General features: G+C 56.9%; 1 protein-coding gene. It reads right to left on the reverse strand.

The annotated features are described in order from the left end of the window. Positions 1-194: 194 nt before the first annotated feature. Entirely contained in the window at positions 195-16,457 is a 16,263-nt protein-coding gene (locus ABEA92_RS08345; protein WP_345683363.1) for a GEVED domain-containing protein, read from the reverse strand. Between the last annotated feature and the right edge of the window lie 159 nt (positions 16,458-16,616).

The following is a 16,616-nucleotide window of genomic DNA, read 5'->3' on the forward strand; positions in this document are numbered from 1 at the left end:
AACGAACAATCACAAAATCGGCTCGAAGCGTCTTTTTCGATTGCCGAAGAAACGCGTTGCCGCCGTCGGGATTTAGCGATAATCCCGACTCGACGGCAGCGGCGTATGACATGACATGCCGCTTGTGGCGTGGTTCCTAGCTGCTCTCCGCCGCCGCAAACGCGTTGCGGCGGCGTGTTGAAGTTTTGCCGGGATCAAAGATTGGCGAAAATTCGATCCAGCACCGACGAAGCATCGTCGTTGTCGTCTTCGCTCGCCGACGCGGTGTCCGCGGCCAAAGAATCGACGATCGAATCTAGATTCGCCACGGCGACGTGATCAAACACACTCGCTTTGGACGATTCTCCTTCGGCGGCGATACTCGAAACCGGATCCTGGGCAACGGTGGCGTCTTCGTTGGCTTCCGCAACAAGCAGATCACCGACCGCGGTCGCTCCCGAAGCGTAAACGCCTTCGGCCGTCGGCACGTAGCGAGTGCTCGAGCTTGTGCTCACCTGCTCACCGGAGCCGCTAAACGTGTTGCGGTTCAAATTGAGCTCGTTGATCACGTTCAGTGCATCGGAAACCGTGACGACGCCATCGCTGTTGGTATCAGGGAACGGTGGCAAATCGGTTGGCGTCGGTTGATCCAAGCGGATCGTGGACGCTCCTGCTCGGTTGAGCGAATTGATGATCTGCAATGCATCCAGCGGAGTGACGACCCCATTGTTGTTGACGTCATTTCGGTTGATTGGATTGCGGAACGGATTGCTCGAGACAAACAGCTTGACGTCTTCGACTTCGCCGCTGGTTGCCACTCCGAGTGCGCCAAGGTTGTTGTTCTCGCTGATTCGGAATCGAGCGTAGATTTCGCCGGTCACCGCAGTGTTCGGGACATCGACCGTGATCGTGTTCCCGGCACCAACGCCGACCAATGCGCGACCGCTGCCGGTCGAACCAAAGCGTTTGACTTCGCTTTCCTCGAACACGCCGTCCCCGTCCCAGTCGAACCAAGCGTCCAAGTAGAAGACGCCCGGCGCCGCGATGGGGGTATTGTCGCTCGTGTCCGCGGGCAGATTGATGTCCACCAGGAAGGTCGTCGAGAACCCTGGACGCACCGCTCCGCTGACGCGAATGCCGTCGTCGTTCAGATCCCCATCCGGAATTTGGGCATCCGCATCGGGCGTAACACCACGACCAAGATAAAGGTTCGAAACCACATTGTGGCGAGGTCCGCCTTGGGAATCGAGCGATTGGTATGGTGCAGGTGCGTCACCGTAGTCGGCTCCGCCTCCGACAAACACGACCAATTCGGTGGTTCCCGCTGTCGTGTTGCTTTGCAGCAGGTTGCCAACATCATCGCGGATGATGGGTTGAGCGACCGCTCCGCTGCCGGTCACGGTACCAATACCATCGATGATCAATCGATCACCCACAATCGCGATTGTTACATCAGGCAGCCCGATGCTTTGGATCGCAGCTTGGTACAGTTCCGCAACTTCTTGGATCGTAGCATCAATCGGAATGACCACAGGGATCGTTGCCTTTTGACCCGCCGATGCAAGCAGTTCCAACGCGGTGTTGCTCAAGTCCACTGCGTAATTGGCATCGCCACCGAGGGTGACACGGCCATCACCAATGTTCTCGGGGTTCAGTCCCAATCCGGCACCGGCAATCGCACGGACCAAGGCATTGGCAATACTATCAAGCGTTGGGTTGGCTCCGATCACGACCGGAATTGCACCCGGGGTGATCACGCCGTTACCCGAATCCAATTCGAACGTTCGAATCAGCGACGCGCCTCGTTGGATGACAAAGGTTTGGCCATCGGCGATATCATCGCTAACCGCAGCCAAGTTGTTTGGCACGCGAAGACCAAAGCCAGCAGCCGTGCCAATCGCAGGGCCGGTGATCGTGTTGGCCACCAAGATGTTATCTGACAGCGTCGCTCCGTTGGCCAGCGGCGAGTCCGCCAGGATCACGACGCGATTGTTCAGCACCGACGACGTGACGTTCAGACCTGAGGCTTGAATCTGAGTGTTCAAAGCTTCGGCTAACTGCTGCGTCGAATCGGTCACGATCACAGGCACAAGCACGCTGTTGGGATCGTTTTGAATGCCGTCGGAATCAAATTCGAACGTCAACGAAGTTGTGCCGTCGAATACAGTCACGGTTTCACCATCCGCAGCACCAAATAGTGCCGAAGACATCGTGAACGTGATGTTGGTGACGGTGACCGTGAACACGTCGCTAAGCGGGGTCGCTGATGCGAGTGTTGAATCGCCGAGCAATTGGATTTGATCCTCGAACGCCGTCGCTTCCAAATTCAAAATGGATGCATTGATGGCATCGGCGAGGGCCGCGGTCAATTGTTCGACACTCAGGGTCGTTGCGACCGGGACGGCGACAACCCCATTCGTACCGACACCCCCATTGGTGATTCCATCGGTATCAAATTCAAAGGTGACTTGGTTTTGGCCATCGAAGATTTGGATCGATTGACCGTCGATGTTCGCTCCAAACAAATTCGGCGAGACCACGATGTTGATGCCGGTATCGGCTTCGAGTGTCGTGAACGAACCATCCAAACCAATCACGGTTGTCAACGCGCGGTCCGAGTAGCTCGATCCGGTTTGCACGCGGACCACGGCATCGGTCGAATCGAGCAAGCGGATGACGTAGACCGAATTGTCCTGCCACACACCCGCCAACGGAGTCAAGCGAATGACGTTGTTCGATGGATCGTAGCCGAATCGATAATCGATGCCTTCGACAAGCGTTTGCCCATCTCGGGTGACCAGGATGGCATCGCCTGTGACGCTGTCGTCATCAATGCCAACCCCTGGGGTAGGATCTGCACCGGCGATCCCGTCGATCAATTGAATGTCAAAGGCGTCAAAGATGTCGCCTTGGCCGGTGACCACTTGGCCGCCCGATAGCCCGATATCCGGAGCCCGTGGCGATACCAGGATGGCGCGGGGGCCAACTTCGTCCGCACGGTCTTCAGCACCGCGGTCTTTGAACACGCGTTCGCCGATACCCGAGGGGGTTTCCACATCGGGATCATCGACTCGCAATTGACCATTGACATCGAAGGATGGCGCGATAATCGGGCTCGGTGGCAGACCAATCGCACCGCGTACGGTGATCAGCGAAGGCCGATCTTCGAGCGAATCAACCGAGCTGTCGATGATCGGAGTGCCCGCTCGCGGAGTGAACACCAATTCAACCGGATCGATAAAGACTTCTTGCGAAGCATTGATCTGCTGAGCAAAGGCGCCTCGAGCATCCGTTTGGCTGCTGCGAGCATCCGTTGCATTTCGGTAATAGGTGGTTCCGCCTAATACGGTTTGCAGGCTGGCGTCATCAATCGCAACCGCGGTTTGAGTATTCGCGATCACATTGTTCAGCAGCGTCGGTGCGGCCCCTTGTTGGACCACGATCCCTTGGCTGCCGGGAACATAAATGTCTGCTGCAACGGTCGACAACGCACCTACTGCGTCGATGTCGGCACCCACCGCACCGGTGGTCGATGTGCCTTGACCAAGGTCGGTCAACCGCACAAACCCGAAGCGGTCTTGGGCATTGAATCCGAACGCGTCAAGGTCGATCGTGGCATCGATGCCGGCAACAACGCCGACGTTGATGAAGTTGACGCCATCACGGCTGACTTCAACGGAAACGCCTTCGATGGACCCCGTTTCAAAGATCACCAAGTCAGGGCGAGCGTCGCCGCTGCCGGTCAAGTAGTTGTCGGTAAATCCAACGGTCAATACGCCGCGACGACCAAGCGATGTGGTGAAATCACCCACGGTTGGTTCGAGCCCGCGACCGACCACATCGGGAACCCCGAGTGCTCTCGCCGGATTGTCAAAGCCGGCGGAAACATTGGCTCCGGCCGTGTAGCTTACGACGGTATCCGCAAAGGAGATTTCGCCCTCGTCAAACAACAAGTCGTTGTAGATGTCGGGGAACGATTCGTCCGCTCGATTGACATTACCGCCAACAATCGTGTTGTTCAAAATCCGGTCAAAGGCGATCGGATTGCTTTGCGTTCCACCATTCGGACCCAGCCCGGTGATTCGTACGCCCGCGTTCGCGTTGAATGCTAACACGTTGCTTTGTACAACCACGCCAGGCAACAGGTCGTTGGTGTTCAGTTCGACCAAGTTGCGAGGATAGACGATCGCTGCAGGCAATTGGTCAACTTGGTTCACTCCCTGAACTCGCGATTCGGCACCGCGGTTCAGTTCAATCCCGGCGTCCGCGTTGAACACAAACCGGCTGTTTTCAATGATGATCACACCTTGGTCGGTGCGATCGCGATTGCTGTCGCCTCGCAAATCAAACAAGTTGATCGATTCGAATGCGGTACCGTCATCGGTGATCGTGACATCGCCATAGACGTTGATTCGGCTGTCGATGTCGCTGCCGTTGGCCCCCGTCACGTCGATGCCTAAAACTTGACGCACGGCGGATGCATTCAGAGCACTGATGATCGCCGCACCGACTTCGGTTGCGGTTGCCGATTCGTTGACCGTGATGGGGATTTGCGAGCTTGGTGAATTCAGTCCGTCGCTGACGCCCGAAGCGTCGATCAAATCGAACTCGAACACCAATTGGGCTCCGGCCGTTCCGACGGTAAATGTCGAACCGTCGATCAATTGCGTGCCCGAGAATGCTCGCAGGGCGTAGCCATCGGTCAAGCGATCGTTGGTATCAAACGTGCGGAATTGTGCTGCGGCTTCGCTGTCGACATATTCGCTGGCGTCACGAATCTCTAGCTGATACGCGCCGGTGACCGTCGGTTGGGTCGGCCGTGGCGTCGAGGTAAAGAATCGGGTGCCGTCTTCGATGAACGTTTCCGTCTGGGTGACGGCACGTGAATTGGTCGCAAGCTCACCACGTTCGGCGAAACCGATGATGATATCGTCGATGAACACGCCTTCGTGATTGTTGTCGGCGGTTCCGGCCAAGAATCCGGCCGCGAATTGATCGCCGTAACGAAGTTGCTCGTTCACAAACGGTCCGAAGTCGTTGATCGTCAGAGCTCCGGTTCGTACCATCGCACCCGAAGTCGGGACGAACGATGTATCGCTATCGCTGAATCGCTCGGCCAAGGCCAGCGAGATTGCTTCGGCCACTTGCGGTGCGGTGTCGAAACGGCTGACCTTGATCGGTCGACCCGTCAACACCTCTTGTCCGCTAACAGGCAACAGCGTTGGCGACGACGAAGTGATCGTTGCCGTACCATCGACTTCGATCAAATTGCCATCGGTTTGTGCCGTGATCGGCGACATGAAGTTAATCGAAGCGGTGTACGAGTCGATTTGGCCGGTTTGAGACGTTCCTGCGATGCGAGGATCATAGGACGAGTTTCCAATGCCGCTGATGCCGATGTAAATCGGGCCGCTTTGGGTAACCGTGACTTGGATCGTGTCGTTTGCCTGATTGACAAACCCAGTCAATTCGTTGCCTTTGGCGTCAAAGAAGCGAACCGCTGCATCGAGTGCAGGATTGGTGTCCAAGTCGACGTCGACGAAAATGGTGGTTCCCGCAGTGACCTCAGCACGTACCAAATCCACGTCGTTTAGATTCGACGGGTTGCCCAATGCGTCGACCGTACCGATGCGACCGCTTCCTGTGATCGTGGCATTGCCGCCCGAATAAGGAAGCTGCGTGGCTTGGTACAGCAAGTCGTTACGTTCGCCGGTGACGCCGGGAGTATCGCTTGGGTCCGAGAAGTTGAAGTTTTCTGTCAAGTTGTAGGTTGGCAGCGGTAATCCCGCAGCCAGCGACAATGCGGCGGCAATCTCTTGCTGAGACAATTGGTCCAAGGTGACATTCGATAGCGGATCGATCAGATCGACGCTGACTTCATTCGTTGCAACCGGCCGAGTGCCGTCGTTCAAAATGAAGGTTTGCCCAGCGTACTCAATCACCTCGCGGTAATCCGGATCCAAGTAGCGAGTCGCCAACACGGCACCCGAAGGCACCAGACGTTTCAGGTCCACTGTGTCCGCGATCAATGTCGCGATTTGGCTCGAACTGAGATCCTCGAGTGCGGTTCCAATCGGTTGCGAAGACAACAAATCGATCGGAATTTGGTTTGCGCCAATGGGGCGGACACCATCGTCCAGCACGTATTCTTGGCCATCGACCGTGATCACCGCGACGGCGTTTGGATCGGGCCCATACAGAGCCGCCAATTGACGTCCCGACGGAGCGCTGACCGCTGGCGACAAGTCGATCGCGAACGCTTCGCCATTGACGACAAGTTGCGAGTTCTCGACTAATCCTTTGCCTGCAACCGCACGGATCGACGGGGTTCCAGTGGCGGTTTTGCCCGCCGTCGAGAATTCGATTCGCATGCTCAGGTTGGATTGGCCCGCGAACGGTTGCAATGGCACGCGTGCCTGACGCCAACTGCCGGTGTTGTCAAACAGTTGTTGGACTTCGACGTCAATGTCATCGTCGTACAGCGAACCGGTTTGCAGGCTGTTGGCCAATGGATCATCAAACTCGTCGTCGTTTTCACCGGTGTTGCGGTAGTCGCTGTTGCTGGCGACCAGATGTTCCACGCCGTTTTCGTCGACGATGTAAATACGCAGCGAGTCGCGGGCACCGTCGATCGTGGCAACGTCGTCGGCGTCCAAGAAGTAGCTGAAGTAAAGCGTTGGCAAGTCCGTCGCCGAGTATCCGGACAGGTCAAACGTGTTACTTTGAACCTCGCCCTTCGCTCCACCGGGCATGTTGTAGGTGTTGACGATGCTGGTTCCATCCAACCGTGTTCCGTTAGGAACCTCTTGCGAATGAGCGTACTTGCTTTGGAATTCGGCGGTGTTTTCAAAGTTGAACGCCAAGCTGTTTCCACCAATGGTGGCTTCGCGTGTATCGCTGAAATTGCTGCTGATTCCATGTCCCGCGTCGGTGGCACGACGTTCGGTGATGTGCCACAGGTTGTAATCCAGGATGCTGAAATCCAATCCCAAAGCGCCACCAATCCCGGTCGAAATCATCGATCGGCCGCCTGCAAAGACGGGCTGCAATTCACCACGGGTGTTGAATGCGTAGATGTCGCCTCCGCCGGTCACTCCGAACAAGATTTGACGCAGTTCACCATCTTCGACGCTGGCAGGGCCAGCACGTAGACCGGTGAAGTTAATGCCCACCAAGTCGGTCGATGAGAGGACGTAGCTTCCCACGGTACGGTTTCCGACCGCCGAGGCGAGTTCGCCCGAGGAAACCACAAACAAGCCGCCCGTGTTAGTGATCGCATACAGGTTGTTGTTGACCAATTCGACACCGGTCACGGTGCCGCCGGTGGGCAAACCGCCTGCGGTCAAGTTGCCGGTTGGCAAGCTTGCGGCACTGCCGACCGGATCGCCGATGAATCCGCCCACGATGCGAACCGAGTGAGCGTCGGTGGCTCCGGCGTCAATGAATGCATTGACGTTGGGCAAATCACCTGCGGTGTTGGCTTGGTCGACTGCGTTGACAATCCGCTGCGCGATCACGCCGGCAGTGTCCGTTGGGAACAATGGAATACGGAAGTTGCCGCTTTCGACCCCCGGAGTCCCGCTCAGAACCAAACTGGTAGCGGACGTCAGTGGATCGGTTTGCAGGGTCACCGTTTCCGCGGTTGGAAGCGACAATTGCGTTCCTGCCGACGAAACCGAAATGCCTGATTGACGGATCGTCGAAGCCAAACGCTCGATCAATGCCTCGGGGCCGAGGTTGCTCGAGATCACGACCGGGATGTTCGTGCCGGTGACGTCGGCCGGATCGCTGACAAACTCAAAGACTTTCGCGGTTTGGCCAGGCAGCTTGATCACGACCGTGTCGCCAAACGGAATCGTTCGAGGGTTGCCCAACGAGCCATCGGGATTGGTGACAGGCGAATTGTCGATGCTGAGCGTGAACCCTTGGTCAAATTCGAACGTGACTGTTTCAACTTGATTCGTCAGCGTGAAGCGGTCGCCGTCAAACAGACTTTGCGTGGCAATCCCAGCTGAATTGACGACCGTGGCGGCGGTAAAACCAAGTTGCAATGGTCGGGCACCGGTCGGAGCCGCGGTGTCGATCTGTCCGATCTCGCGACGGCTGGTACCCGCACCTGGAATCGCAACGTCCAAGTTAAAGTTGCCGCCGTTGATCAAACCCGTGTTTTCGTTGAATCCGTACAGGATGTTCGTGGTGTAAGCCAAACCGTTCTGTGGGAACGGACGATTGCCGACCAAGAAACCGGTCTCGGCGTTGAGGAATTCGCGAATCGTGATCGCTTCGACTTCCAAACCGTCATCGCTGGCGACGTTTAGCACGGTCGGGTTCTGTGGCGGCGGGCTGCTCAGGTGATGCGTGGTCATGCCACCGCCGGTTGAAATCGGCGTGCCCAGTGCAGCGGTCGCGGTGTCGATGCTGTAATACGCCCAAGCGTTATCGGCCGGTTGGCGGTTGGAGAAACCGGTATAAGCAAACAGTTCACCGTTGCTGCCGAAGGCGACGTCGCGAACCTCGTCGCCAAAGTTACCAAGGAAACCATTGCCTTGCGTCGTCGACGAGTAGGTTTGACCCGTGTAGGGGTTAACCAAAAACAGTCCGGTGCCGGTGTTCACGTACAACATCACGTCATCGAACGTGTAGTCGATGATCGAATTGTCGTCAAACAGAACAGGGAACTGCGGTGACGATGCCGTGCCGCTGGTCGAAGGGAATTCGAAATGTTCTTCGACCACTCGTTGGACCGAATCGATCGGTTCGAGTCGCAGTAAGGGGTTGGTCGAGTTGGGATCAAAGAATTGATCCATCGGCTGAGGCACTCGTTGCTGGTTCGAAACGGCAACGTAATAGGTGCCTTCGGACAATTCAGCAGACCCGATGAAGGGGTCGCCCGTTCCGAAGGATCCGCGTGACAAATCTTCCGCATTGGCACTGCCAAGCGGTTGGTCGTCGGCAATGTTGCTGTCGGTTCCGATCAGCACCAATTCGCCGGCCGAATTGAACACGTAAATCGCGGTGTCGGTACGTGCCAAGCCATCGGCATAGTCCAGGTCAAATGCCGTTGCGAAATACATCGCGGCATTGTCACGAGTCAAGTTCTCGTATTGGATGTCAAATTCGTACCAATCCACGTCGGTCAAACTGTCGATCACGCCCCCGATGGTCTTGGACAATCGGTCGCTCGATAGCGGGCCGTTGTTGCGAGCGGCGATGGGGTTGCCGTTGGCATCGAGCACTGGATTGCCGGCGGCATCCACTAGGTTTTGATCGTCGATGGCAACCGAGTACAACCCGAGACGTTGTGCTGCGCTGAGCGTGTCGTTGACGGTGTCAAGTTCGTACTCATCTCCGGCAAGCGGGCTATGAATCGGGCCACCGATCACTTGGATTCCGTTGACGGCGAAACGCACGTCACTGAAACGGACTTGAGTTCCCGCATGTTCGTCGACCTCTTGCAATCGAATTTGCAATTGGTACGCCCCCGAGGTCAAGCCACGACGCAGACTCGATGGAACCGACGCCGCCGATTGTCCCGAAACGATCAAGGATTGATTCGATCCCGATTCGACACTGCTGCTGCGTACTCGCACGTGGTACAGGTTTCGCTGTCCCGCTTCACCCGGCAGGATCAGCCGCATGCCTGCGTCGCGTGGGTTCGTCGAATACAGGTCCTGGTGATCTTGCGTGGTCACGTTAGGATCGTTTGCGGAAATCAAGTTCAGCGATCCCGCATCGGCTGCCGAGTATCGGCCATCGGGTGCAACGAGACGACTTTGATTGCCTAGCGACTCGGCCATCGAATTGTCCGACAACACCAACGTGTTTCCATTGGCGTCAATCAATTCGATCACGGTGTCAAGTCGCATGTCGGTTCGGTCGATGTCCAACCAAACTTGCGTGCCGGCTTCACCGACAAACGAATACACGTCAATGTCGCTGGTTTGGCTGATCGATCCATCGACGATAAATCCAAGTCGCCGATTTTCGTCGCCCGAAGCTTGATTCGGAGCGAGTTCACCGAGGAACTGAGATTGGCCTGGCGTAGGGTTGGTATCCGAAACGCCGACGTTGCGTGGCTCGTTCTCGCTGGTGATCGAGACGTTGCGATCCGCAGCGGCTTCGCGAATCGTGATGCCGTCCCAGTCGCCGCTGCCTTCGATATTCAGTGGCAATTGGACTTCGAACGGGTTCGCTGGATCGCTAGGAATCCACTCGATGAAACTGGTGACCTTGGCGCGGTCCTGAGCCGAGTCAAGCGTCCAAGCAAAGCTGGTTCCGATGTCACCAATGCCAAACGCCGCGTTGGCGTTGGGGAACAATGGATCGTTCGCTTGCGCGGTAAACGCTTGGTCGATGTCACCAATCACCGTGAAGTTGGTGTTTTCGGTGTCAACGGCGGTCAACAAACGCGCCGCATCATCCGCCATCCAACCATCATAGGTCGCATTGAACTGGTTCGTTCCATCGTTGACGTAGATACCGCCGTGGCTAAAGCCGACGCGGTTCTGTCCGTTGATCGTCATCGCCCGGAAATCTTGTTCGCCTGGCACGCCGACACTGTACAGCGTATCAGAGGTTCCGTTGCCGACATCGGCGTCGAAATAGCTGATGACTTGAATGTCCGCGATGTTGTTGTCACCAAAGTCGCGATTGTCTGGCGTGAAGAACTCGACGGTCGTGTACATCACGGCGCGGTTGTCCAAGAAGAACGTCGTCGCAAGCCAGTTCACCGGGCGCGGATCGGCCGCGGTGGCATTAAGCATGTTGAACGTTCCCTCGCTGATCACGGTGTCGGGCGAGATCAGCGTGGCAGGACGAGTGATCGTCGTTTGGCTCAAGCGGAACGTCGTGTCGGCCAAGGGATTGACCGCACCTAGCAAATAATCGATGTCCACGACGGTGGTTTCGAGGAAGCCGTAGTTTTGTTGTTGCAGTCGCGTTGCAGTGGCTTGATCGATTCCGGTCACCGTGATGTTCGTGACCTCGTTGCCATCGGTCACGGTGGCTTCGAAGAATCCGATCACGTTCGGGTCGATGTCATTGTCGATACGAGTGCCGTTGTCGACCTCGCGGTCAGTGCGGTCGTACTCTGGTCCAACCGGCAGTCCCGCAGGCGTCGCAGTGGCGGTCGTTTCTGACGACAGAATCGATTGACGCACGCCATTGGCGTCGGTGTCGACCGATGGCAAGCCATCAGGTCGGAATCCAGCACCAATCGTGTCGTCCACTAACGCCGTTAAGACGACGGGGAAGTCGGGATGACCGATCACTTGCAGACTGCCGCCGATGCGGTCGGCAATGTCTTGGAACTGATCTTCGGATGTCTGCAGATTGCCGCCCGCGACGATGCCGGCGGTAGCCCCTTCGAATTTCACCACAAGGCTGCCGCGTGCGTCACTTTCTAGACGCATGCCACCATAAATGTGTTGGTTCGGGATCTCGATCGTGTCACGAACGATGTGCACGATGTCGACGTCGTCCAGGACGACTTCGGTCGACACGGCACCACCACGAATTTCGATACCGTTTAGACCGAAGCGATCAACGGTGTCGGGAAGGTCTTCGTCCTGTGCCAGGCGGTTGCCTAGGATCAATGGGCCGCTGTTTCCGGTCGACGAAACCATCTCGATCGCTCCGGTGCTGCGACCGTAATCGGTGACTTCGTTAAACGAGAAACTGTTGACATCGAATGTGCCAACCGGGCCATAACCACCGAGGAAGGTATTGTTGGTGATGATCGGTTGTGAAGCGCGAACAAAAATGGTTCCGCTCGCATTGTCGCTGCGGCCGCCTCGGTCGGGATCGTCCGCGCTAACGACTTCGCGGCCATCGTCGTTCATTTCAAAGCGGCTGTTCGCCACGCGAAGTTCGCCTTGGTGAACTTCGATGGCATTGAAGCTGGCAAATCCACCAGGGATACGCGAAATACCGCCACCGCCTGCGATCACGGCGTGATCGATCGATGCCGCACCGCCAAAGCCAACGTAAAGCCCAGCCCAATCGCCATGCGAAAGCGCGTCGGTGGTGTTCGTGCTGTTGGTGTCAAACGTTCCGCCGGCACCGTATCGGTTGTCCGCCAAGCTGGTCATGACGACCGGACGTTCGGTCGTGCCTTCGGCGTAGAAGTGGGCTCCAAAGGTAACGTCGATGCGAGCACCGTCGAGTTTGATGATCGTCCCTGGATCGACCGTCAATCCTGCATCCAGACGTGCCGTGCGTTGGCCCGTGGTTGCCGATAGCGCGGTGCTGCCTGCCAATGCGGTATCAATGTACGAGGTGCTACTCGCATTTAGGTTTGCGACCAACAAGTAAGGGCCGTCGCTGCCATCGGCCTGGACCGTTGCACGATAAAGTCGTCGCGAGGTGAACGACGACGATGCAGGGACGGTCGGTAATCCGGTCAATTGGAACGCGCCGTCGTCGTCCAATGTAAACGCTGCGGTCGGTTGGCTTGCGTCGCTTTCGACTCCGCTCGATGTTACGAACGTCATTCGGTAGCGATACGACCCGGCAACGATATTGCCTTCGAGTGGTTCGCCGAGAGAGTTCGTCGTGGAGGCACGGATCAGCAAGCTGACCGGGGCGTCAACCGTTTGAACCAATCCGCCCGCCGAACCGGCGATTTGCAGATTCTCGGTCAACACGTGAACGATATCGGTGTCGTCAAGCCGCGCACCAACAGTCAACGGTTGCAATTCGCCGCCCGTTCGCGTGGCCACACGAACGAACAAGCCATTGATCGTGTTGCTGTCCAGCGTGTTACCGCGAATGTGAGGTCCCACTCGCGTGTAATCCGGTGTAAACACGGTGCCGCTTGTCGAGGACATCATGAAACGCGATTCGGCAAACGTATTAGGAGTCGCTGCCATCGCGGCGTCAGCCGAAACGCTGATGCTGCTGTTGATGATCGTCGGACGCGTGACCGCCATGTCGATCGGGCTGATCACCGTTTGACGACCATTTAGTGACACTTGTCCGCCGCCGTAACGCAGGTCGGCGTACTGGATGTGATTGAGGAAAATGCCTTGGTCTTCGAGGAAGACGCGTGATTCGTCGGCCGAGTCGATGTCGCCGCGGAAATCAATTCCGCCCCAATCGCCCTTGGACGCGCTGTCAGGCAGGTCCGGATCCAAATTGTCGTTGAAACTGGTAAAGACCACGCTGCCTGGGATCGCGACTCCGTTAGCGTCGGTAATGATCCGGCCGTTGGAGCCGATCAACGTCGGTGTACCCAAAATCTGCAGCGATGCTTCGCTGTGATCGACAAGTGGCGCCGTGCTGCCGACCGACACTTGACTGCGTCGCATCTTAAAGACGGCACCGGCGTCGATGACAAGGTTCACACCCTGAGGCACGACGATCGAATCGCCATCGGCAAGCGAGATCCCGCGATTGTCTTTTCCGACTTGGTAGGCAAAGTTGTCATCCAGCGTGCTGACGTCACCATCAACCCCGCCGTTGCCGACGACGCGAATCGTGTCGCCCGGCAGTGCCGCTGCCAATGCATCCTTCAAGTTCAGGTAGGGATTCGGAGTCGAGCGAATCAAGTCAGGATTGGTCGCCGCTTTGTCCACAAACAACGTCGTGTTGGGATCGTTGGGCACGAACCAGAAATTGAACAGTCCGCCCGGATTGCCATCCAAGTCGCCGTCAAGTGCATTGCCCGAGTTGTCAGTGATGCCATCGGCGGCTTTCGCACGGAATGCCAGCGACAGCTCGTAGGTTCCCTCGCTACGGCCACCAAATCCGCTGCCTGGGGTAGCCGGATCGTAAGTCGTGTTGCCCGAGGCGCTGACACCAATCGCGTAGGTGCCCTTTTCTAATTCCAATTCGATCAGCGAATCATTGCTGAAGTAATCATCGTTCGCAGCGACCTCGGTGAATTTGCCAGTGACGCTGTCGCGTTTGTACAAACGTAATGCGGTGTTCAGCAAACTCGCATTCGGCAATCGTTCGGCAATCGTTTCGATGCTGACGCTGCCAGCCTGGTTCAACGTGAATTGATAAACATCAATGTCGTTGCTCTCAGGTTGGAACAAAAATTGTCCGTTGACAATGTCCGCGACACTCGGGAACGCAGGTTCGTTATCGGTGCCTGGGTTCAGCACCGATGCCGTGCTTTGCGTCACCGGTTGAGCCAAGTGATCGGCATAGCCGTAACCAAGCAATTGGCCAACGGCAAGGAAGGCACCGCGAAAGAATTCGCCGCCAAGCTGGTCGTCGGTGGATTGATCAAAATCTTGGAAGTCTAGCACGACAAGATCGTCGACGCCGTCCAAGTTGCGGTCACGCGTTGCCACCACAACCGCTTCGGGGCCGGTCGTCTGCACCGAACCGTCCGCATTGAGCAGCGCGGTTGCACTGTTGACTCGTGGGTCAGCCCCGTACAGTTCACCCACCGCGATCGAAAAGGACGATGCATCGGTCAAACCACCGTTGGTTTCAACGAATTGAACACCAAGGTATTCGCTAAACAGCGACAAGACTTCACGAACACGTGCCTTCTGTTGTTCGGTGATCAGGTTGAAATATTCACGAGTCTCGTCGATGCCGGCTTTGGTTGGATCATCACCCAACCAACTGTTGACAAAGTTGTACTGGTAGACCGAGATGCCGTCCTCGATGTCACCCTCTTCGCGGCGGAAAACGTCAAGCGGAATCGTGCGGTCAAGCCGCGATGGATCATCCGGTCGCAGATCACGTGTGCCCGGTACGCCGTCGCCAGGAAGGTTCAATCCGTAGCTGCTGGTATTACGGATCTCGCTGGTCAAACGAGCCGATTGGATCCCCGCGTTGGGATTGCTGCTGATCGTCCACGTGTTGTTCAGGTTCAACGCGTTGCGGAAATTGTCCGCCGGATCCGAGTTGATGGGAATCGAGGTGGGAGTGATCTTGATCGGTTCGCTTGAACCGATTCGCAAGCGTGCCGTGCCGTCGATAAAGGTGCTGCCGTTGCCAAGCGGATCGACAACACGTGAGAGCGCGCTGGGGAATTCCAGCCGAACCACCTTGGTCAACGAATTGTAGACCGCCGACGTCGGAGCCATTTCGAAATCGTCGCTGCTGGTCAGCGTGTCTCGCGTGTAGATCAACCGATAAAGGTCTTCACGCTCGAGCGAGGCGACGTTGACGTCCCCTCCATCCACGTGAACTTCGATCACATTCGGAGCCGAACTGAGCGTTCCGTTGGCGGCCCGAGTGACCGGTTGCGGAACGACGGCGAGAACCTTGGGACCAACGTTGACGGTGAATTGTCCGCTGACGCTGATGCCATCGTTAAAGTATTCGCCCTCTTCGTTTCGCAATCCAAGGGCGCCGGCGGCATTGATGTCGATTCGATAGGTATCGTCGGGAAGCGTCTCGGCGAAACGGAAAACCACTTCACGAGGCGAGTCGCCCAGACCGACGTATCCAGGTTCGATCACGGAATCGCTGGCACCGCTTAGCACGAGCGGCGAATAGGTGGGCGTGCGATTGCCGATCAATGTCGAGCCGCTGCCAAATTCGAGCGACCCGGTCACCAATTGCGCGGCTTCGGCGTTGCTGTTGATCGAGAGCAAAAATTCATCAACCGTCGTTTCGAATCCCGGCGTCGAGTTGACTTGGACCTCGACCGTATTGCCACTGACCAAAACCAACGGCAACGCGGATCCGCCAAAGTTTCGCTGTTTGACAACCACTTGCGTGCCCGTTCCGGCCGCACCGGTTTCCGTCGCGGTCAAACGGACACGGATCGCGCCGTTGGTGTTCAAATCGCTGAGCGCTTGCGACGCGTTCGCTCCGGTTAACGTCAAACTGCGACTGGTGTCGACCGTCAGCCCCACTTTCGTCAGCGAAGCCCCGGTGACTTGCTGAACACTGATGAATTGGTTCACCGATGCGGTGTTGTTGACCGCACTGACCAAATCGGCGACCGTCGCAGGACGTCCGGCAGCACTGTTCAAGTTCAGCGTGATCACCGGCTGAACGCCCGAAGTGTTGACCGAGGTGACCACGGGTAACCCATTGGACCCGCGGTCGGTCGTAGCAAACACAATCTGAGTCCCGTTGCCGGAAACCCCAGTGGTTTGCGCGCGGAACTCGACCAAGACCGAACCATTGGTTCCCAAGTCGGTGGTGGCGTTGGCCGCTTCGAAAAAACCATCACTGCCGGCACGCGTGATCGTAATCCCCTGCAGACTCTCAGGCGAAATCACCGCATCGTCATTGAACCGGAATACCAATTCACGGGGGGAAACGTTCAATTCCGGTACGCTCGTTGGCAGCGTATTGGTGATCTGGGTCTCGAAGTCCCGGAACAGATCGCCTTCGTTACTCTGCACGCCAATCAGCTCTGGGCCCGCAAGCAATTGACGTGTTTCCAGCGTCTCGGAGAGCAAACGACGCTCGTTGCGACGACGCTTCATGCGCAATCGATCCGACAGGTTGCGAACTTTTTTCTCGATACCGTCTCGAACACTCGATTTACGGTTGGTCATCAAACAGCCTCTTATTCAGTGCCAATGGCAATGGCAAAAATGTGTTTTGGGAATCTGCGAAAAGCTTTCCAACTTTTGGCACAGGGTGCGTCACGGTTCGGTTCAGAGCCACGACTTGGGGGCTGCAAGCCGATCGTTCTCGCCCGGGTAAGAGCAAGG

This window comes from Novipirellula caenicola, assembly GCF_039545035.1.
Taxonomy (GTDB): Bacteria; Planctomycetota; Planctomycetia; order Pirellulales; family Pirellulaceae; genus Novipirellula; species Novipirellula caenicola.

What these genes read in the sequence shown, in the direction of transcription:
- ABEA92_RS08345 (WP_345683363.1), bottom strand. Translation starts at nt 16,457, where the DNA reads ATGACCAACCGTAAATCGAGTGTTCGAGACGGTATCGAGAAAAAAGTT.